The sequence below is a fragment of the Marinoscillum sp. genome (genome assembly GCF_040222955.1).
In the GTDB taxonomy this organism is placed as follows: Bacteria; Bacteroidota; Bacteroidia; order Cytophagales; family Cyclobacteriaceae; genus Marinoscillum.
In genome coordinates, this window is sequence record NZ_JAVKCA010000022.1 from 149,560 (window position 1) to 170,464 (window position 20,905).

Genomic DNA, 20,905 nt, shown 5'->3' on the forward strand with positions numbered 1-20,905 from the left:
ATTTTACTGGTATGATCGAATCATATCTTGTTGATCGCATGTTCAACAATGAGCCGTTTCTGGACGAGCTGGCTACACCTGAAAACAAGGTCTCTTCGCAGTGGCAAAAACTCGCCATGTACTATGACCGACTGGGCCCTGAAAAGCTGGGTCAGTACCATGAGGAGGTAAGCAGGCAGCTTCGCGAAAACGGAGTGACTTATAACATCTATGGAGACCCTGATGGGATGAACAGACCCTGGATGCTTGATCCCGTGCCGATGATTTTCAGTGGACAGGACTGGGCGATCATCGAAAAAGGCCTGATCCAGCGGGCCGAACTCCTCAATCTTATCCTTTCAGACATCTACGGAAGTCGGACCCTCATCAAAGACGGATTCATTCCTTTTGAGCTGGTTTATAATCACAAGGGTTTTTTGCGGCAAGTCGATAAGATCAAGCTGGATGGCGAGCAGCAGCTCATCCAGTATGCTGCCGACCTGGCGCGCGGACCCGATGGTAAAATGTGGGTACTCCATGACCGAACCGATGCTCCATCTGGCGCGGGCTATACCTTTGAAAACCGGGCCGCAATGACCCGTGTATTTCCTGACCTGATCAGAGAAAACGAGGTGAGGAAGATTTCTACCTACTACCAAACCCTAAAAAATACACTCGTCAACCTGTCGTCCAGAAACAAAGAGAATCCACGCATCGTGCTCCTCTCTCCCGGCCCGACCAACGAGACTTATTTTGAGCACGCCTACCTCTCCTCGTTTATGGGCTTTACGCTAGCCCTGGGAGAAGACCTCACGGTGAGCGATGGATATGTTTGGCTAAAAACCATTAAGGGATTAGAAAAGGTGGATGTAATCATCCGCCGTGTCGATGACGTTTTTTGTGACCCGCTTGAATTTCGAAGCAACTCACACCTGGGGGTGGTAGGCCTTATGGAAGCTGTCCGACAAAAAAAGGTGATCGTGATCAATCCTTTGGGTTGTAGAATACTTGAAAATCCCGGTTTAATGGCTTTCCTGCCACGGCTTTCCAGACATCTCCTGGGCGAGGAACTCATCCTTCCCTCTGTGGCCACCTGGTGGTGTGGACAGGACAAAGAGAAAAAATATGTACTCGATCACCTGGAAAACCTCATCATCCGAAAAATTTATCGGAGTGCAGATAACAAGTCTGTACACGGGGGATCCCTTTCGAAAGAAGAGCTCAATCAGCTTCGTGCTGAGATCGACAGAAGCCCTTACCTCTATGTGGGGCAGGAACTGGTCAATTTCTCTACCACACCCTCCTGGATCAATCAGAAAATGGAGGCCAGAAACGCAGTGTTCAGAAGCTACATTGTGGCGGATTCGGAAAGCAGCACTTACTCCGTGATGCCCGGGGGACTTTCCCGCAGCTCCCCACAGCGAGGCGCCTTTATCGTTTCCAATCAGCAGGGGGGCATCAGTAAAGACACCTGGGTGCTGGGGAAAAGGGAAGAATCCAAGGCCGCTCAAGCAACAGAAGCAGGTCTGAGACCGGAACTTAAAAGTGTACTCCCAAGCCGTACTGGTGAACACCTGTTTTGGATCGGCAGATACATGGAACGCTGCGTCTATACCGTACGTCTGATGAGGATGGTACTCATGACCTACAATGAGGTGGATGAAGACATTCACATTAAAGAAAACCCTGTGGTTTCCACCTTGCTTAGGACTCTGACCCAACTTACTGGTACACAGCCGGGATTTAAAGACAAAAAAGTCCTCAGACATCCCGAGGAGGAGTTGGTCTCTTTGGTGCTCGACTCAGGGCGTGTAGGCAGTCTGGCTTACTCACTCAATGCTTTCCTATCCAATGGATATGCAGTGCGTGACCGCCTGAGCCTGGATACCTGGAGAATCCTGGATAGTATCTCCGAAGAACTCTCACGAATGAAAAAAATGGGGTCTGACCTCACTCAGATTTATGACGGCCTGGACAGTATGGTCATCAAGCTGATGGCATTCTACGGCCTGAACATTGACAATATGACTCGTGAACCTACCTGGCACCTGCTCAATGTGGGAAGATTCATTGAGTCCGCCATCAATAACTGTAAGGTGCTGAGTTCGATGCTCGGGAAGCGTTTTGGGTCGGAGATTGACAAGTCGCTCATGGAGGATACGCTCCGTTGCAGTGAAAGTCTGGTTACCTACCGCTATCGCTACCGATCCGTGATGGAAATGAAGGGGGTGCTCAGTCTGCTCATTTTGCACGAGGAAAACCCCCGGTCTGTCATCTATCAGATCATGAGGATCGAAAAACACCTCAGCAGCATGCCTGCGCAGGAACAGGAAGTGGAAGAGTTTCTCAGTCCTGCTCGCAAAAAGCTTCTGGAGGCAGTGACCAAAATCAGGCTGTGTGACATTGAGCTGCTGGCCACCGCTGACGAAAAGAAAGGAAATTATACTTATTTGAAAACCTTCCTGGAAGAAATCACTGTACTCCTGGGAGACACGTCAGATCTGATTTACCAAAAATACTTCAGTCATACCAGTAGTCGCTACCACATGATTCAAACCACTTTGCTGCCAGAAATATGAGGTATCAGGTCACACACATCACCGATTATATTTATCAAAACACGGCCTCTCTGTGTCACAACATTATGGTACAGCTGCCACAGAGTTCTGATTGCCAGACCGTGGAGGAAAGCAGCTACGAGATAGATCCTGAACCTAGTTTTCTGGGTGAACGGCGGGATTTTTTTGATAATAAGTACCTCTATTTTTCCATAGAAAGAGCCCACAAAAAACTGACGGTAACCTCCAAAACGCGAGTCACCCTGGAGTCACCTGCATGGATGGAGGTAGACCCGGCCAGCACCCCTCCCTGGGAAGAAGTGGTAAAATGGCTGCGAACCACAGACGCCCTGAATGACATTCGCCAATTTTACCTGGAGTCCAAACATGTGCATTTCGTGGAGGGCATCAAGACTTACACCCTTCAGTCTTTTACACCGGGCCGACCGATCATGGAAGCCATGCTGGAACTCAACTCCAGAATCTTTCATGATTTCAGTTTCACACCCGGCTTTACAGACATCAGTACCCCCCTGGAAAAGGTTTTTGAAACCAAAAAAGGGGTTTGTCAGGACTTTGCTCACTTTGCGCTGGCCTGTCTGCGGTCTATCAACCTCTCTGCGAGATATGTCAGCGGATACATCGAGACACTTCCGCCTCCGGGCAAGCCCAAGCTGGTAGGGGCAGATGCCTCACATGCCTGGATGGCCCTGTATATCCCTGGTCTGGAGTGGGTGGAGTTTGATGCTACCAATAACCTTCTGGTAAATGATAAGCATGTACGGGTAGCCGTGGGCAGAGATTTTGCGGACATCACTCCGCTCAAAGGCATTGTCTACAGCGTGGGCAAACAAACGATGAAGGTCAGCGTAGACGTCCGCAATCTGGACACTGCAGGGTAATTGGACATTTCTTTTGCACAAATCCGGTAAACCCGCCCGTCCATGACTATTTTAGAATAAATTTCAGAAATGGCCGATCAAAACCCACAGACTCCTCAGCTCAAGAAAACATTAGGACCGTTGATGCTCTGGGGACTTGGGGTAGGGTACGTGATTTCGGGAATGTATTTTGGCTGGAACCTGGGCCTGGCAGAAGGAGGCACACTGGGGCTGGCCATCGCCACTTTTTTCATCATCATCATGTACCTCACCTTCACCTTTAGCTACACGGAGCTGGCCTGTGCCATTCCTAAGGCAGGGGGTGCCTTTGATTATGCGGACAGGGCCCTGGGTAAGCAGCTCGGCTTTCTGGCTGGCATGGCTCAAAATGTCGAATTCATTTTTGCTCCTCCGGCCATCGCTGCAGCCATTGGGGCTTATTTCAATATTTTCTTCCCCCAGGTAGACGCTCTCTACATAGCTATTTTGGCCTATTTGCTTTTCACCGGGCTGAATATCATTGGGGTACGCGCAGCAGCCATTTTTGAGCTGGTCATCACCATCCTGGCGGTGCTGGAGTTACTGATTTTTGCCGGAGTATGTCTGCCGCAACTAAAAATTGAAAATCTCACAATGAATGCTTTGCCCAATGGTTTTCAGGGGGCATTTGCAGCCATTCCGTTTGCCATCTGGTTTTTCCTGGCCATAGAAGGCGTTGCCAATGTGGCCGAAGAGGCAAAAAACCCTCAGCGCAGTATTTTGATTGGCTTTGGATCAGCCATATTCACACTGGTAGTGCTTTGTCTTCTCACTTTCGTGTCGGCGGTAGGTGTGGATGGATGGGAGTCTGTGGTATACCCGCCCGGAAGCACTGAAGCCTCAGACTCGCCACTACCTTTGGCATTGGCCAAGATAGTCGGCGACAGTCACATCCTTTATCATTTGCTGATCACGGTAGGTTTGTTTGGATTGGTGGCATCCTTTCATGGCATCATCCTGGCGGCAGGCCGTTCTACTTTTGAGTTTGGCCGGGTAGGATATATTCCCAAATCGCTCGGGAAAGTACACCCCAAAACCCTCACACCTGCCAACGCCCTCGTCATCAACATGCTCATAGGGATAGTGGCACTTCTAACAGGGAAAACAGGTGACATTATCACCATAGCCTGCTTCGGTGCCCTCACGTTGTACATCGTCTCGATGTTGGCGTTCTTTGCCTTGCGGAAAAAGGAACCTGATCTCAATCGCCCTTTCAAAGTGCCGTTTTATCCCTTTTTTCCGGCTTGTGCCCTCATCATAGCAAGTCTTGCACTGGTGGCCATGACCGTCTATAACCTGAAGCTGGCGTTGATTTATGGGGTGATTATGCTGGCTGCGTATTTATGGTTTCTGTTTACAGAGAAAAAGAATTAATTTGATCCATGTCATTTCATCCAATCGAATCACGGAGCTTTCTTTATGCAAAACAGGCTGAACTTTAACTTCCCCACACCCATTAGGTTTGGGGCCGGAGTAATCGACGAACTGCCCGACCACCTGGTGGCTCAGGGGCTTAGGCACCCCCTCCTGGTCACAGATGCGAATGTTTCCGAGCTTGAGTTTTTTCAGGACATACTAAATGCCCTGAAGTCCAGAAATCTGACCCCAGAGGTGTACACGGACATGCACAAAAACCCGGTAGAGTCGGATGTGCTCAAGGGTGGGGATTGTTATCACCGCTCTGGTTGTGACTGTATAGTGGGCATCGGCGGTGGAGTGGCACTGGATGTCGCCCGGGCCATTGTACTCCGCATCCATCATCATCGGCCACTCTTTGACTATGATGACCTCATAGGGGGTGACCAGTACGTCACCGAGGCGGTACCTTACTTTGTGACGGTACCTACCACGGCCGGTACCGGGAGTGAAGTGGGCCGAAGTGCCATTATCTCCGAGGATATTTCTAAGAAAAAAAGAATTCTGTTTGCCCCCAAGCTCATGGCCCGGCAGGTATTTGCCGACCCCATGCTCACCATGGAGTTGCCACCCTTTATCACTGCCGCCACGGGCATGGATGCCCTCACCCATAACATGGAGGCCTACCTGGCCAAAAACTACCACCCTATGTGCGATGGCATTGCTCTGGAGGGCATGTCCCTCATCGCCAAGTCCATCGAAAAAGCCACCCATCATCCCGACCTGGAATCCCGCTCCAATATGCTGCTCGGCTCACTCATGGGGGCAGTGGCCTTTCAGAAAGGTCTGGGCGTGGTACACAGCCTGGCGCATCCACTTTCCAGTCTGTTGGACACTCATCATGGGCTGGCCAACGCTGTGAATCTGCCCTATGGCATGGAGTTTAATTATGCCGGATGTGAATCCCGATTTGATAAAATGGCGGAATTTCTGGGTGTGGTGGATGGAGATGGTGAACGCGTGGTGGATTTCCTCTTTGAGCTCAACCAGCGACTGGCTCTACCCACCAAACTCAGCGACATAGAGGTGAAACAGGAGCACCTGGATGAACTTTCGAATCTGGCAGTGGCAGACTTTGCTCACCCCAACAACCCCAAACCGGTGAGCTGGAGTGACTTTCATACCTTATATCAAAAAGCACTTTGAGCATGTTAAAAATCGGCATTTCTGCCTGCTTTCTCTACCCGGATCCTCAACGGTCAGTTTTCGGACCCAAGACACTGAGCTACCTCGAAAATGATATGGCCCGGTACCTTACCAAAGAGGGAGTCATCCCTGTGCTGATCCCGGATGTGGACGATGAGCTCCTTCATCCCCTCGTGGAGGAAATGGATGGCTTCATTTTCCAGGGGGGTACCGATATGGCGCCAGAGTCCTACGGAGAAAAGCCCATAGAAAACGGGCGATGGAAGGGTGATCCCGTGAGGGATAAATACGAGCTCAAGCTTATGGGCCTGGCCATGGAAAGTGACAAACCCATACTGGGCATCTGCCGCGGGATGCAGGTTATGAACGTATATTTTGGAGGGACCCTCTATCAGGACACCAAAACCCAGCGGCCGGAAGTATTGGTCCATCGGGATGCCGACCAGTATGATACCGTCTCTCATGAGATCACCTTTACAGAGAAAAAAATTCTTTCGAAAATTTATAAAAATGCCCAAAGCACCCGTGTGAACAGTGTGCATCACCAATCCATCAAAAACCTGGGTAAAAACCTGGAGGTGCTCGCCGAAAGCCCGGAAGATGGAGTGATAGAGGCCATTGGCTATACCAAAGCGCCTGATGGCTGGGTGATGGGAGTACAATGGCATCCTGAGTTTTCACATACACTCGGCAGTCAGGTCATCAATGCTGACAAACTTTATCTTTATTTTCTCGAACACGTAAAATCGCTGAAAAGCTAAACCATGAAGGTCATCAATCCTGCAACGGAAGAAGTCATCTCAGTACTCACGTCAGACACGGCTGCCACCGTCGCTTCAAAAGTGGAAGCACTGCGGGCTGGTCAAAAAGCCTGGCAAAATCTCGGTGTGAAACAAAGGCTGGACATCATTGAGAAATTTGGTGAACTGGTACTCAAAAATAAAGCTGACCTGGCTCAGGTCCTGACCAGCGAAACCGGCAAGCCCATCACACAATCACTCAACGAAATCAATGGTTCACTGGGCCGGATCCAACACCTGAAAACGAATGCCGAAAAATGGCTTGCGCAGGAAATAATCACTCCGGATGACGCCACCAGAGAATTGATCGCCTATGAGCCCCTGGGAGTCATCGCCAATATTTCTGCCTGGAATTTTCCTTACAATGTGGGCTACAATGTATTTCTCTATGCCCTGGTCGCCGGCAATGCCGTACTTTACAAGCCCTCGGAATATGCTTCCCTTACAGGATTAAAATTTAAGTCGCTCCTGCAGGAGGCAGGAGTACCGGAAAATGTTTTTGAAGTGGTGATCGGCACGGGAGCAGTTGGTCAGCTACTCCTGGAAGCGGACCTGGATGGGTATTTCTTCACAGGCTCATACCAGACAGGGGTGCACATAGCAAAAACAGTCGCGCACAAACTCGTACCGGTACAGCTGGAACTGGGCGGTAAAGACCCTCTTTATGTCATGGATGATGTCGCGGACATCAGGCAGGCGGCTATCAATGCAGCGGAAGGCGCTTTTTACAACAATGGCCAAAGCTGCTGTGCAGTGGAGCGCATCTATGTGCAGGAAGGGATTTATGAAGATTTCGTGAAGCACTTCACGGAAGAAGTAAAATCTTACCTGCTGGGCGATCCCATAGAAGACCGTACCTTTATTGGTCCACTGACCAGACCGCAGCAATTGGCGGTCATTTCAGACCAGATAGCTGATGCTGTTGCCAAAGGTGCACAACTGGTACTGGGAGGTGAGCGACTTAGCAGAAAAGGATATTATATGAGTCCGGCTGTACTCACCGGGGTAAATCACTCCATGGAACTGATGAAGGAGGAGTCTTTTGGTCCTGTGATAGGTATCCAAAAAGTCAGCTCCGATGAAGAAGCCACCAGTCTGATGCAAGACATGAGCTATGGTCTGACAGCAGCGGTATTTTCAGCTAATGAGGACAGGGCTAAGAAGGTGCTGGATCAGATGAATGTGGGCACCGTATACTGGAACTGCTGCGATCGGGTGAGCCCCAACGTGCCCTGGTCGGGCCGCAAAAACTCAGGTCTGGGCGCTACACTTTCCTATATGGGCATCCGTGCTTTTACGCAGCCCAAGGCGTATCATTGGAGGGGGTAATGGGTTTAAAAGAGTTTGTGCAGAGTCTCGTGACTGAGCTTACTTTAAATAACTTTCATTGAAAGTTATTATCTACTTTTAGGGATTGATGGTTATCAATTATGACAAATGATCAACTTGTTGATTTAATAGACGATTTAATCAAACAGCCCGGCGAAAGTGAATGGATTGAATTTAAGCACAATTTCCATTCAGAAAACGAAATTGGTGAACGGCTAGCGGCTTTGTCGAATGGAGCTTGTCTACGAAATCAGATGTATGGGTACCTTATATTTGGAATTGAAGATGATACATACAGGATATTAGGAACATCTTTTAAACCAAGAAAGCATAAAAAGGGAAGAGAGGAATTAGAAAATTGGCTTTCCACAAGATTAAACCCACGTATTGACTTCCAAATATATGAATTTGACTATGAGCCAAATTGTCCATTAGTAGTTTTCATCATTCCCTCTGCGACAGATCGACCTGTAAGCTTTTTAAATGTTACTTATATAAGGGTTGGAAGTGTTACAAGGAGACTCCAGGACTTCCCTGAAAAAGAATCCAAAATATGGAGAAAACATGGGAAACCCTTTGAAGAGGAGGTAGCAAAAGAAAACGTATCAACCTCGGATGTCATCAAACTTTTGAGCGCCGAGACATATTTTGATCTCCTAGATCTGCCCTACCCATCTAACCAGAATGGAGTAATAGAAAAATTCATTGAAGAGGGTTTTGTCCAAAAGAAAAAAGGTTACACTATAACTAATCTCGGAGCAATTCTCCTTGCGAAAAACCTTCAGGATTTCGACACAGTAAATCGTAAAAGTGTTAGGGTTATAGTTTATACTGGTAAAAACAAAGTTGAGACTGAAAGAGAACAAATTGGAAAGAAGGGCTACTCGCTGGGGTTCTTAGGTTTGGTTGATTGGATAAACGCACGCTTACCAGCAAATGAAGAAATTGGAAAAGTTCTCAGAACAGAAACCAGAATGTACCCTGAAATTGCAATTAGAGAACTTGTTGCAAACGCACTGATTCATCAAGATTTCTCTGTAAAGGGTTTCCCAATGGTCGAAATCTATTCAGATCGATTGGAAATATCAAACCCAGGAGCTCCCCTTATATCTCCAGAAAGGTTCATTGATGGATATATCTCAAGAAACGAAAAGCTCGCGGATATAATGAGCTTTTGTGAAGAAAAAGGGAGTGGCCTTGATAAAGTCATCTTTTACAATGAGCTATATCAACTTCCTCCTCTCGGGGTGGAGGTAACAGATAATAGAACAAAACTAAGTTTATATAGCTACAAGACCCTTAATGAGTTGGATAAAAAACAAAAAATCAAAGCATGCTACCAGCACTCATGCCTTAAACATGTTTCGAACGAAAAAATGACTAATCAAAGTTTAAGAGAACGATTTAAAATTGAAGATCAAAACGCAGCTATTGCCTCCAGAATCATCAAAGACACTTTGGATGAGAAGTTAATCAAAGAAGATGATCCCAATAGTAAATCAAGAAAGTATAAAAGTTATGTCCCAATTTGGGCATAGTTTGTTTGATGGTTAATAGCCTGAAAAGCTAACTATTGATATAACTATCTGAAAATCAACATGTTCTTATTTGATGGTTATTTGATAGCATCCTAAATGATTGTTATGGAATCAATAGACAACATCACCCTCAACTTCTCAGACCAAAACATTTTTATCCTCAACCTGAGTTTAGGGTTTATCATGTTTGGTGTAGCCCTCAAGCTGACTCCTGCCGACTTTAAAATGGTGCTGGCACAGCCACTGGGCACCCTGGCTGGAGTGCTTTCTCAGTTTATTATCCTGCCATTCCTCACTTTTGTACTGGTGTGGGTACTGGAGCCTCATCCCACCTTTGCACTGGGGATGATGATGGTGGCAGCCTGTCCTGGTGGCAACATCTCCAACTTCTTCTCGGCCCTGTCCCGTGGAAATATTGCACTATCGGTTAGTCTCACAGCCATTTCCAGTGTTCTGGCCATTTTCATGACCCCTATCAACCTGTCGTTTTGGGCCAGCATGTATGCCCCCACAGCAGCACTCCTGACGGAAGTCAGCCTGGATTTTTGGGACGTATTTAAAACCATCATTACCATTTTAGGGATTCCCATAGTATTGGGCATGAGCTTCAGACACAAGTACCCCAAAACTGCCGAAAAACTACACCCATACATGCATTTTGGGTCTATTGTGATTTTTGCGGCGATTGTGATCCTGGCATTTTCTGCCAACCTCGATATTTTCCTCAATTACATTTACCTGGTTGTCTTCCTGGTCTTTCTTCACAATGCCATCGCACTCATTTCCGGCTATCAGATAGGAAGAATTTTCGGGCTGCCGGAGGCCGACAGGCGCTCTCTGGCCATAGAAACCGGCATTCAAAATTCAGGACTCGGATTACTCCTTATATTTGCGTTTTTTCAGGGCCTGGGTGGCATGGCCATTGTCGCCGCCTGGTGGGGCATCTGGCACATCTTGTCGGGATTGTCCCTGGCTTATTGGTGGAACTATAGGGTAGCAGTAGCAGTAAAATGAGAGCACACTGGTTTTATTATTTAGTAAAGGTTTCGAGTTGGATCGGTTTAAAATTATTCTTTGGTGGGGTAAAAATCTATGGCGCCCATAACATCCCCCGGGATGGCGCGCTACTCTTCACACCCAACCACCAGGGTGCATTTATGGATGCGGTACTGGTAGGCACATTCAACAAGGTGCCGGTCTCTTTTCTAACCCGATCAGACGTGTTCAACAAATGGTCAATGCCTTTTTTGAAGGCGCTGAACATGATGCCGATTTACCGCATCAGAGATGGTATTGCCAGCCTCTCACAAAACGATGCAGTGTTTGACACCTGTTTCCGAATGCTCTCTGAGAAACGGGCAATCCTCATTTTCCCGGAAGGAAACCACGGCATAGAATATTATCTGAGACCCCTCTCAAAGGGAACTGCCCGACTGGCACTGGATGCCCGCGCACAGGTAGACCCCAACACCAAAATATACATCGTTCCCACGGGGGTCAACTATTTTTCACACTACCGCCCACTCAGTAAAGTGCTGATCAAGTTTGGTGAGCCTATCGCACTGGAGGACTATATGGCTCAGTACAAGGAGCATAAACAAAAGGGATACAATCTCTTAAAGCAGGACCTGGCTGAAGCGATGAAGAAAACACTCATACTGGCTGAAGAGGGCGAAGATTATGTGCAAAAGAGGGACTGGATATTTCAGCCCAAACATGAGCATCTGTCTTTTGACGAGTTAAAGGCCATGGCCGAGGGTGATCACTTTGAGCCACGTGAGCCAATGAAAAAAGGGCCCGTGCGAAAAGTATTAATTACGATGTTGTCCATATTCAATCTGCCACCAATGCTCGCCCTCAGCAAAATCATTCGTGGCATCAAAGATCAGGTTTTTTACATCTCTATCAAGTACATGGTGGGGTCGTTTCTCCACATCCTTTGGTGGTCGTTTCTTTTTGCAATGGGTGTGATCTGGATTGGCTGGGAAGCGGGACTGCTGTTTGCTTTTACAGCCATTATGGTGGCGATGGCACGGCAGTCATTGATCAAATTCTAGTTGACCTTTGCCTGGTACTTTTTGCGGTCATAGATGATGTTACCTTCCCGGTCCCACTCTTTGGTAATGACTGGTTTGGCTTTCTTATCAAAGGCCTCCAGGGGGTAAGTAACTTCCCTTTTCACCCGCTCATTGTCGTAATACTCACGCCAGACACCTACCCGGTGGTCAAACTGGTAATGGCCCACTACGGCCAGCTTGCCATTGGGATGGTAGGCGTAGTATTCGCCTTCTCTTTCGCCAAAATGTACCGGAATCATTTCCTTTAGCTGCGTACGATCAAAGTCATAATAAGCCAGAAGTGACTCTTTTGGCCACCCTTTCCAGTAAATCTCCTTCTCCTGCAGGATATCGTGCCTGTTGTACCTCACCCATCGGCCGTGCTTCATTCCTTTGTAGAAATATCCCTCCTCGATCACCTGATCCCCCATCTTTTTTTCGTAATGGCCATGCAGTACACCAGCGTTCGCACGCTTCACGCGCAGGGAATTCACGATCTTCTTTTTCTTAAAATCATACCAATAAAAATCCCGGGCATATGGATCAGGTCCCTCATAGTCTTTGTCCTTGAGGTAATAAAAAAGCTCTACCACGGTTCGGTCGCCAAAGCCCTGCTTGGCAAAACCCCGCTTGGCTTTAATTTTATAATAGATTTTAGGGTTTTTCTTCTTTTCTTTCTTCTTGGTCTCGTCCTTGTCCAGGGGATCCTTCTCCAGATCAGCCTTCATATCCAGCGTAAGGGGAGTCTCATAGTTCACCCTGAACAGCTCGTCAATGGACTCGCCATCTTGCCCCAGCACGGCAAAGGCCACAAAAAAGAATACAAGTAGTGATAATAATTTCTTCATTTCGGGTTACTTCCTGGACACTTCAACGATCAAACCTACCAAAAAATTTCATTCTTCTGCCGCTCCGCTGCTGATGGTTTGTCCGAAGAAAAGGGCATTCAGAAAAAGCTTGTTGGTTCCATACCAAAAAGCCCTGAAATTGGGATTGTCTGCAAAGGTAATGATGCGTCCTCTGCCCAATGCGGAAATGGTCACTGCCGGAGTAGCGGAGATTTGTTTCAACCTTTCCTCCGAAATGTATCCACTAATCAATGGAGCAGGGGTGTAAACCAACGGGTTGGCATAGGGGTTGGCAGCCTTCTTCATCATAAGGTTATGGTCTCTAAAAAGTGGCATTTTGGAGGATTCGAGTCCGTAGCTGAGCGGATGACCAAGATCCATCCTGGCCTCAAATATAGCCCCGCCCACGACCTGTGCGCCACGATTTTGATCGAGCTCCAGGTACTTTTTATAGCCTGTGGTGTCCGGCTGGCTCTTCGCATACTGCACCTTCGAGAGGTCCTTATCTGCCAGCCATTTGCCCCCACGCTTCCATGTCACTATCACTCCTCCTCGTGTGATCCATTGTTTCAGGCTTTCTACCCCCGTATCCGTTATGCTTCGGTAATTACCATCTGTCATCACGATTTTATTGTATCGACTCAGGTCAGCCCGGTGAAGTGCCTCGGCTGGTAAAAGGGTCACCTGCATCCCCATTCGCTGATCCAGTAAATGCCATACTTCCCCGGCTTCATTCCCATCCACTCCATCGCCCACCAGTACGGCCACCTTCGGCATGGTCAACACTTCGGCCTGTCTGGTACCCAGATCCGACCCACCAATGGCCAATCCCGTATTGAGTCCATATACATCAATACCGTCCATCGTGGCAATCTCCTGGATGACCGCCTCAATAATGTCTCTTTTCTCCCGCTGAACACCCACAGGAATGACAATCGATCCCCGCATGTATGATCTGTTTTGATCCCTGTGTATGGAGTGATTCACTTCCGTGACAATTCCGGCTTTTTGCAGCCGCATGATGGCTCTATGTGTGTAATATCCATTGGGCTCAAACAGGTAGGCATAGTCGGAACTCCCCAACACCTGCCCTGCAGGAAACACCGAGCTGGTGATGGCCTGGCCCAATTGGCTCTGTACATAATCCTTAGCACCTAGTTCATCAAAATTAAGATTAAAGGCCAAAGGAAGGGTCCAGGTAGACACATCATAAAAGAGGCTGTCCTGGAATGTGGTCCGGGTTTCAAAGAGTGCCTTGATCAGGCGATACTGAGGCTGGTTAGTGGGGACTAGGTACCCCCCGGTGCTATAAGATGCTGCTCCCTTCTTAATGTTTTTTTGCACGGGATAAATAAGGATATCGTGCCGATGGAGTATTTCCATCAGATGAAATGCCCTGGCTGGGTCGCCCTCAGAACCAAAAATATAGGCCTTCACCGGGTCGGCACCGGCCAGCTTTTCCGCCTCTCTGTAAAATAGACTCTGGTGGCTCAGCAGGTCAGACTTTAAGGCATTTGCTGCCTTAAGGGTGGACAGTGATGTCACGAAATGATTCCTGATGGCCTCTGGAAAACTGATGGTTCCGAATTGATTTTCCTGCAGGTGACCTCTGGCACTGGCCTGCTCAAACAAGATCCCCACAGCACCATTGATATCCGGGTAAGTAGACCCCTTGCCTACGTAGAAATCATCAAAACCCTCTTTGGAGTAGTACAGTGAACCTATGCTGTCCAGCGCAGCGGCGTGATATTGCGCGATTTTCTCGGTCAGGGTAACATTGTTTTGAGGAGTTAAGGGGTATTTTCTGGAGGGTACTCCCGGTTGAAAAAAGAAGGTACTGTTGCTCCCCATCTCGTGATGGTCTGTGAGGATGTTCGGTTTCCACTGGTGATAGAGTGTGAGCCTGCCCTTAGACTCTGGATGCTGCACAGGCATCCAATCCCTATTGAGGTCAAACCAGTAGTGATTGGTACGCCCTCCGGGCCAGGCCTCATCAAACTCCCGGGAACTGGGGTCGGATACCAGGTTGGCCGATTTATGCATATTCACCCAGGTAGAAAATCGCTGAAGCCCATCCGGATTAAAGGATGGGTCGAGTAGTATGACCGTTTCCGAAAGGAGGCGATCCACCCATGCACCCTGAGCTGCGGCCAGGTAATAGGCCGCCAACAACGCGGCATTGGAGCCACTGGCCTCATTGCCGTGGACACTGTAGCCCATATAATGGACAAGTTTTGAATCGCTATCGGGGGCGACCTTTGCATTCGCCAGCTGTACGTGTTCAGAGCGGATGGCTTCAAGGTTCACGTGGTTTTCAGGGCTGGTGATGATCAATACCATCAGGGGCCTGTGCTCATAGCTGTAACCGTATTCCTGTAAGGCTATGCGATCCGAGACACGTGCCAACTCACGCATATATGAAACCAACTGGTCGTGGCTCACGTGCCATTCTCCCACCTCATAACCCAATATTTCTTCGGGCGTGGGGATCGCCAAATCATAGTTTACATCCTGAGGAAGGTACCCTTCGAGGAGAGTCTGCCCCTGAGCAGTCCAAATCAGGCAAAGGAGAATCGTTGAAAGTATTAATTTCTTCATCTTATTAATGAATTTCCACCGTGTAGTGGCAGTTAAACGAGGAAGAAGCCTCCAGCTTTCTGATTCCTTCCTTAGTGCTGAGCTCCCCGGAGTGTGTAATGTGATCCGCCAGCCCATACCACGGCTCAATACATATAAAGGGGGATTCCTGGCTTTTGGACCAGATCCCCAGGTAGGGAAATCCTTCGAAATGAAAAGTCAGCCACTTCTGAGAAAGACTGGACAAGCTTACCTGAGTAGAATTGAGCTGCTTAAAGACAAGCGCATCCTTATCAAAAAGATGATCCGTAATGTGAAGGCGTTGCCCATCCAGTTCGATGGCTTCTTCCACCCCGCTGAAGAGCCCGCCATCAAGTCTTTGAGTGTATAAAGTTTCTTGCTGATCAAACTCGAGCCAGTAGTCGGAGCGAAACTCCTCCGGATTAAAAGGACAATCAAAGGCCGGGTGTCCGCCAATGGAGAAGTACATGACTTGTTTTCCCTTATTTCTTACTTCATAGGAGGTCCGCAACGAGTGCCCGTCCAGCTGGTAGATAATTCTCAATTCGAATTTAAAAGGGTACTTCCTCAAAGTATTTGAGTCTGCCTCCAACTGAAAAATGATCTGATCGGAAGTGTGTTCGATGATTTCAAAATCCAGATCGCGCGCAAACCCATGCTGTCCCATCTCATAGGTTTTGCCCTCATGCTTATATTGATCCTTTTTCAATTTTCCCACAAAAGGGAAGAGCACAGGGGCATGCCGTCCCCAGTATTTGGTTTGAGCCTGCCAGATATATTCCCGCCCCGTAGTATTATGGGTCAAACTCGTGATCTCTGCTCCCCGCGCATTAAAGGTTGCTTTGAGGTGATTGTTTGAAATCTTCATTCACTAAAAATAAAAAAAGGAAGCTTCTTGAGCGCTATTTTCAGTGTTTATCTCCAAAAGTATCCTCAAACCCTGTGGATATAAAAAAAGGCACCCCTGCGGATGCCCTTTTTCTCTATACTATGTTTTTTTCTCTTAGTACAAGTAATTCAGCGCAGTTCTGTCATCGTTGTTGAAAGGTCTGTCACCGCCATCTGTACAGGCCAGCATCCATGATTTGGCTGAAGCTGTTGCGCCTGTAGGGGTTCCAGGGATATGGTTGGCACCTACGCCACCATCACCTTCGTTAGAGGTTCCTCCTCCGCAAGAAATGCTTCTGTCGAAATAGTCTGTATGACGGAAGCCAACACAATGGCCCATCTCGTGTGCGATGATGGTCGCAATGCCAGCAGTACTCAAACCGTAAGACGACTCAAGAACCCCACTCATTTTGATCTCTCCGTAAGGGTCACCAGAAGCTGTAGGGAATCCGGCAGAACCCAAAACGCCTCTACGCTCATCCCCTTTGCTCAGCCGGGTCATTACTATGTCCGCATTGCTGGACGAGGTGACTCTCTGGAAAGAAATCTCCAGGTTTTGTCCATTGTAACGAGAGATGGCCAGATCAAGGCCGGCTATCATGCCAGGGCTATATCCCGAACCGCCCCCTTTTTTGCCTTTTCCACCACCGGAGCTTGCTTCAGGTGCATACACCGTGATCACACGGTTGCCACCAGTGGTTACCAGGTTGTTGGTGCTATACTGCTCTTCCACAGGTACACGTACACCCGCTTTCATCCTGGCCAGATCAGCGTCGGTCAGATAAATATCCCCTTCAACCAAATAACCATCTTCAAAGATGATGGGAACCTGATTGGTAATGTCAAATCCAAGGTCAGTCAATCTGGCCATTACTTCAGATGAAACAGTTTCTTCTTTCATTACTTGATCGGACTCACATGCAAAGAATGTTGCGCTTGCAAGAAGCATACATGCTGTGAAATAATTGAGTTTTTTCATTGTTGTAAAGATTTAAGTGTTTAAATAAGTAAAAATCAGCCAGTTGGAATAGCTATAAAACGGAAAAGACATCCTTTCGAGATGTCCTTCCAATATGTCATTATAAAAAGATCAGTACAGATAATTCAGTGCTGTTCTATCGTCGTTGTTGAATGGTCTGTCACCACCGTCAGTACAGGCGAGCATCCATGACTTAGCAGATGCGGTCGCTCCTGTAGGAGTGCCAGGGATGTGGTTGGCACCTACGCCGGCCGTACCTTCGTTAGAGGTTCCTCCTCCGCATGAGATGCTTCTGTCGAAGTAATCTGTGTGACGGAAACCTACACAATGACCCATTTCGTGAGCAATGATGGTAGCAATCCCTTCGGTGCTAAGACCGTAAGAAGATTCCAGGATACCGCTCATTTTGATTTCGCCATAAGGATCGCCAGAAGCTGTTGGAAATCCGGCCGAGCCAAGGATTCCTTGTCTCTCTTCACCTTTTCTCAACCTTGTCATCACAATGTCAGCACTGCTTGATGAACTGATTCTCTGAAAAGAGATAGCGAGGTTCTGGGCGTTGTACCGGGCAATTGCCAAATCCAGCCCAGCAATCATTCCAGCACTGTAACCGTTCTTTCCGCCCTGTGAAGCGTACATGGTGATGGTTCGTGATCCGCCAGTAGATACCAGGTTGTTGGTGCTGTACTGCTCTTCTACAGCCAGTCTTGTTCCCTCCTTCAAAGAAGCAAGTTCCGATGCAGGGATATAAATATCTCCTTCTACCAGATACCCATCATCAAATTTGATCGGAGCTTGTTGTGTTACGTCAAATCCAGCATTGGTTAGGGCCGCAAGTACTGATTCAGAAACTTCATCCTGAGTAACTACAGCATCGTTCTGCTGCTCACAAGAAACAAATAGAATGCTCACTGCCAGAGTAAACACCGCTAGGTAATTAGTTTTTCTCATTGTGTAAATAAGTTTGAATTAGGTTTGAAAGATTCTTGAAACCTCATCAAGAATTCCCCTAAAGTATCTAAAAAGTTTATTTGAGCAAAATATTCTTTTGAATTAGAATAAATATGTGAATTATTGTTTTTTTGCGGTATAATATTTCGTAAAAGTGTAATATTTATCGCAATAATTCCGAGCTCTTACAGGTCAAGGCTTACAATACGCTCAAATAAGCCCTAAACGCAGAATTCTACCCAAAATCATCGCTGAATCCACTCCATTAATCTTAATTATATTCGCTGCTATGAAGCGGCTGTTTTGGATGCATTTTATCACCCTGATCTGTGTGAGTACTGTTTTGGCTCAGTCCAGACTCTCACCCAAATTAAAGGAAGAGTCCCGGAGGCGCATGCACCTCAGCGTTATGGATACTTTTTCCATAGCTGTGAAGGATGAGTCCCTTTTTGTGGAGCAATATGGGGATCGCCTGAAGGTACTTACCTGGCACCAGGGCTCGTCCACGCTCACCTTCTATGCTGCTCGTAATCTGATATTCGATGAATTAATGGAGAATGAAAATATTCTCTTCATTGATGCTCCAGACGCCCCGAAAGAAGAATCGGTACTGGATGTACCTGACTTTCGATACAACAGAATCCGGAAAATACAGCATCAGTACCCCAACCTCCAGGGCAGTGGTCTCAGGCTATCACTCAAGGAGAGAACATTTGATGTAGCAGATATTGATTTGGTTGGCAAGACATTTCTCATTGGCCTGGAGGCAGAAGATGTATCACAACATGCCACGGATATGGCCACCATCATTTTGGGTGCCGGCCATACTTCTCCGCTTTATAAGGGAATCGCCACGGCAGCCATGATAGCATCCTCAGACTTTAATAACCTCCTGCCCGATGATGAAACGGTTTTGACACAAAATGAAATATACCTTCAAAACCATTCCTATGGGGTAGGCATTGAAAACTACTATGGGGTAGAAGCATACGCCTACGATCAGTCTATTTTTTCTCAACCTGAAATCGTACATGTTTTTTCTGCGGGGAACGCCGGCACATCCCGCCCGGAGGATGGCATTTATAGCGGACTCTCTTTCGCCAATCTCACCGGCACCTTTAAACAAGCCAAAAATACGCTTATCGTCAGTGCTGTGGACACCAGTCTGGCGGTAAGCCCATACAACTCCAGAGGACCTGCATTTGACGGACGCGTCAAGCCGGAGCTCACAGCCTATGGTGGAGGCGGCACCTCAGATGCCGCGGCTATTGTTTCTGGTATTGTGACGTTGCTTCAGGAAGCCTTTCAGGATAAAACCCTTCAATTGCCTACTTCTGCCATGATCAAAGCTGTGCTCATAGCTGGTGCGGATGACATTGGGCCTGATGGAATTGATTTCTATTCGGGATATGGTAGTGCCAATGCGTCAAAGTCGAGACAAATCCTGGAAAGCGGCTGGCACCATGCCACGACTGTCCACAAGGGAGAAAATACCTCTTTGGAAATGGAAGTGCCTGCAGGCGTCAGTCAAGTTAAGGTGGCAGTGAGCTGGGTGGACCCTCCAGCTGAGCTCAATACCACCAGTGCACTGATCAACGATGTGGATGCCCTGCTCACCCATGAAGGCGCTACCTGGCTGCCATGGATTCTTGATCACAGTCCCTCGGAAGCAGCGCTCAATCGGCCTTCCCAAAGAGGTTCCGATCACCTGAACAATACGGAATTTTTCTCTCTGGAATCACCGCAAGCCGGACCTTATCAGCTGCAATTATCCGGAACCAACCTTAGCTCAACGAGTCAGGATGTTTCCATAGCCTGGTATTTCGAAATGGCGGACACTTTTGACTGGGACTTCCCCACCTCCAGCGATATTCTGCCCGCCAACAATCCGGAACGGCTCATCTGGAATTCCACCTTGGCCGCCAGCGAGGGGCTAGTGGCTTATCAGCTGGCTGATGGGGAATGGGTGGACGTTGGGGCAGTAGATTTAAACGAGCCATTCAGCTGGCTAACCCCGGATACCTCCGCCACTGTCCGGTTGAAAATGACCGTGGGGGCCAAAGAATTCATTTCTGACTATTTTTCCTTATCCGAATTGCCTGCCGTATCTGTCGCATTCAATTGTGAAGAAACTTTTGGGCTGCAGTGGCCCCAAATCGGCGCAGCTCAATCCTATGAGGTATATGAAATGGGAGCAACCTCCCTGAACCTGATCGGAACGACCACAGACACCATATATACCATCGATAAGTCTGCCAGTGTATACTACTCAGTGGCTCCGGTGATCGGTGATGCCAGTGGTTTGCGGAGTCTGGCGCTCAATTATACATTTCAGGGGACCTTTTGTTACTTCAACTTCTTTGCTGCCGAGCGCGCCAGTGAAGAAACTGTGCGGGTCACGCTCAACCTGAGCACTTCGGCCAATATAGAACACATAGAAGTGCTCAGATTTGTGAATGCTACAGAGGAAATATGGACCGATATCGTACCGGCAGGTCAAACTTCTTTTGTGCTTTCAGACAATGACCTGGATCCGGGGCTTATGGCCTACCAGGCCGTTCTGTATTTCAAAGATGGAAGCCATCTCCAATCAGAGGAGAGTGCCCTGTATATCGAAAGACCTGGTCAGGTGATGGTGTTTCCAAACCCCACCGCCGAAAATTATATCAACCTGCTCTCCTCCGGTACTGGACAGGTGCTCCAGATCATGGATGACCGGGGCAAATTAGTCCTGGAAAAAAAGCTGGTGGAGTCCTTTGAATACATCATCGTACAGGACTTCAGCGCTGGCTTGTACCTCTACCGACTCATGGAAGGTGAAAAAGTAGTGGACACCGGAAAGTTTATCAAGCGCTGAAAGCAAGAAAGCTGTCCCCAAAAGATCCCTCACCACGAATG

Annotated in this window: 15 protein-coding genes; 10 read left to right on the plus strand and 5 right to left on the minus strand. The window is 47.9% G+C overall.

Annotation, left to right across the window (positions count from 1 at the left end; all coding sequences use genetic code 11):
- The first annotated feature begins 11 nt into the window (after positions 1 to 11).
- The 9 genes from RIH33_RS20025 (at position 12) to RIH33_RS20065 (ending at position 11,743) form a co-directional block, all read left to right on the plus strand.
- Positions 12 to 2,558, plus strand: coding sequence for a circularly permuted type 2 ATP-grasp protein (locus RIH33_RS20025; protein WP_406651850.1), 2,547 nt, complete (start codon positions 12 to 14; stop codon positions 2,556 to 2,558).
- Positions 2,555 to 3,439 (plus strand): transglutaminase N-terminal domain-containing protein, encoded by an 885-nt coding sequence (locus RIH33_RS20030; RefSeq protein ID WP_406651851.1) that lies wholly within the window; start codon positions 2,555 to 2,557, stop codon positions 3,437 to 3,439. Before RIH33_RS20025 ends, RIH33_RS20030 begins: the two co-directional genes overlap by 4 nt.
- Positions 3,440 to 3,508: 69 nt before the next feature.
- Positions 3,509 to 4,831 (plus strand): ethanolamine permease, encoded by a 1,323-nt coding sequence (eat, locus tag RIH33_RS20035; RefSeq protein ID WP_406651852.1) that lies wholly within the window; start codon positions 3,509 to 3,511, stop codon positions 4,829 to 4,831.
- A 45-nt stretch (positions 4,832 to 4,876) separates the two neighbouring features.
- Entirely contained in the window at positions 4,877 to 6,019 is a 1,143-nt protein-coding gene (locus tag RIH33_RS20040) for an iron-containing alcohol dehydrogenase (protein ID WP_406651853.1), read from the plus strand.
- A 2-nt stretch (positions 6,020 to 6,021) separates the two neighbouring features.
- A complete protein-coding gene (locus tag RIH33_RS20045; protein ID WP_406651854.1) occupies positions 6,022 to 6,780 on the plus strand; it encodes a gamma-glutamyl-gamma-aminobutyrate hydrolase family protein in 759 nt (252 codons plus the stop codon).
- 3 nt (positions 6,781 to 6,783) lie between these two features.
- Positions 6,784 to 8,148, plus strand: a complete 1,365-nt coding sequence (locus tag RIH33_RS20050) for an aldehyde dehydrogenase family protein (protein WP_406651855.1) — start codon at positions 6,784 to 6,786, stop codon at positions 8,146 to 8,148.
- Positions 8,149 to 8,249: 101 nt separating this feature from the next.
- Positions 8,250 to 9,686: an RNA-binding domain-containing protein gene (locus RIH33_RS20055; RefSeq protein WP_406651856.1), complete on the plus strand. Its 1,437-nt coding sequence runs from the start codon at positions 8,250 to 8,252 to the stop codon at positions 9,684 to 9,686.
- A 105-nt stretch (positions 9,687 to 9,791) separates the two neighbouring features.
- Positions 9,792 to 10,700: a bile acid:sodium symporter family protein gene (locus tag RIH33_RS20060; protein WP_406651858.1), complete on the plus strand. Its 909-nt coding sequence runs from the start codon at positions 9,792 to 9,794 to the stop codon at positions 10,698 to 10,700.
- A complete protein-coding gene (locus tag RIH33_RS20065) occupies positions 10,697 to 11,743 on the plus strand; it encodes a 1-acyl-sn-glycerol-3-phosphate acyltransferase (protein WP_406651860.1) in 1,047 nt (348 codons plus the stop codon). The genes RIH33_RS20060 and RIH33_RS20065 overlap by 4 nt, the downstream gene beginning before the upstream one ends.
- Here RIH33_RS20065 and RIH33_RS20070 read toward each other — a convergent pair.
- The 5 genes from RIH33_RS20070 to RIH33_RS20090 all read right to left on the minus strand — a co-directional run bounded on the left by RIH33_RS20070 (position 11,740) and on the right by RIH33_RS20090 (position 18,007).
- A complete protein-coding gene (locus RIH33_RS20070; protein ID WP_406651861.1) occupies positions 11,740 to 12,591 on the minus strand; it encodes a hypothetical protein in 852 nt (283 codons plus the stop codon). The two genes, RIH33_RS20065 and RIH33_RS20070, sit on opposite strands and share 4 nt — an antisense overlap.
- A gap of 48 nt (positions 12,592 to 12,639) precedes the next feature.
- The gene (locus RIH33_RS20075) at positions 12,640 to 15,189 is read right to left on the minus strand and encodes a M14 family zinc carboxypeptidase (protein WP_406651862.1); all 2,550 of its coding nucleotides are present in this window, start codon (positions 15,187 to 15,189) and stop codon (positions 12,640 to 12,642) included.
- A 4-nt stretch (positions 15,190 to 15,193) separates the two neighbouring features.
- Positions 15,194 to 16,057 carry an aldose 1-epimerase family protein gene (locus RIH33_RS20080; protein WP_406651863.1) on the minus strand — a complete coding sequence of 288 codons (864 nt, stop codon included), beginning with the start codon at positions 16,055 to 16,057 and terminating at the stop codon, positions 15,194 to 15,196.
- A 135-nt stretch (positions 16,058 to 16,192) separates the two neighbouring features.
- On the minus strand, positions 16,193 to 17,056 hold the full coding sequence (locus RIH33_RS20085; protein ID WP_406651864.1) for a M57 family metalloprotease: 864 nt from the start codon (positions 17,054 to 17,056) through the stop codon (positions 16,193 to 16,195).
- Positions 17,057 to 17,167: 111 nt separating this feature from the next.
- A complete protein-coding gene (locus RIH33_RS20090; protein WP_406651866.1) occupies positions 17,168 to 18,007 on the minus strand; it encodes a M57 family metalloprotease in 840 nt (279 codons plus the stop codon).
- Positions 18,008 to 18,296: 289 nt separating this feature from the next.
- On the opposite strand from RIH33_RS20090, the gene RIH33_RS20095 reads away from it, so the two are divergent.
- Positions 18,297 to 20,864, plus strand: a complete 2,568-nt coding sequence (locus RIH33_RS20095) for a S8 family peptidase (protein WP_406651867.1) — start codon at positions 18,297 to 18,299, stop codon at positions 20,862 to 20,864.
- Positions 20,865 to 20,905: the final 41 nt, after the last annotated feature.

Bases quoted from the DNA above. Each gene is read 5' to 3' on its own strand.
- RIH33_RS20045 (WP_406651854.1), top strand. From the start codon at position 6,022: ATGTTAAAAATCGGCATTTCTGCCTGCTTTCTCTACCCGGATCCTCAA.
- RIH33_RS20085 (WP_406651864.1), bottom strand. From the start codon at position 17,056: ATGAAAAAACTCAATTATTTCACAGCATGTATGCTTCTTGCAAGCGCA.
- RIH33_RS20065 (WP_406651860.1), top strand. From the start codon at position 10,697: ATGAGAGCACACTGGTTTTATTATTTAGTAAAGGTTTCGAGTTGGATC.
- RIH33_RS20095 (WP_406651867.1), top strand. From the start codon at position 18,297: ATGAAGCGGCTGTTTTGGATGCATTTTATCACCCTGATCTGTGTGAGT.
- RIH33_RS20070 (WP_406651861.1), bottom strand. From the start codon at position 12,591: ATGAAGAAATTATTATCACTACTTGTATTCTTTTTTGTGGCCTTTGCC.
- RIH33_RS20090 (WP_406651866.1), bottom strand. From the start codon at position 18,007: ATGAGAAAAACTAATTACCTAGCGGTGTTTACTCTGGCAGTGAGCATT.
- RIH33_RS20080 (WP_406651863.1), bottom strand. From the start codon at position 16,057: ATGAAGATTTCAAACAATCACCTCAAAGCAACCTTTAATGCGCGGGGA.
- RIH33_RS20030 (WP_406651851.1), top strand. From the start codon at position 2,555: ATGAGGTATCAGGTCACACACATCACCGATTATATTTATCAAAACACG.
- RIH33_RS20050 (WP_406651855.1), top strand. From the start codon at position 6,784: ATGAAGGTCATCAATCCTGCAACGGAAGAAGTCATCTCAGTACTCACG.
- RIH33_RS20060 (WP_406651858.1), top strand. From the start codon at position 9,792: ATGGAATCAATAGACAACATCACCCTCAACTTCTCAGACCAAAACATT.
- RIH33_RS20040 (WP_406651853.1), top strand. From the start codon at position 4,877: ATGCAAAACAGGCTGAACTTTAACTTCCCCACACCCATTAGGTTTGGG.
- RIH33_RS20025 (WP_406651850.1), top strand. From the start codon at position 12: ATGATCGAATCATATCTTGTTGATCGCATGTTCAACAATGAGCCGTTT.
- RIH33_RS20075 (WP_406651862.1), bottom strand. From the start codon at position 15,189: ATGAAGAAATTAATACTTTCAACGATTCTCCTTTGCCTGATTTGGACT.
- RIH33_RS20055 (WP_406651856.1), top strand. From the start codon at position 8,250: ATGACAAATGATCAACTTGTTGATTTAATAGACGATTTAATCAAACAG.
- eat (WP_406651852.1), top strand. From the start codon at position 3,509: ATGGCCGATCAAAACCCACAGACTCCTCAGCTCAAGAAAACATTAGGA.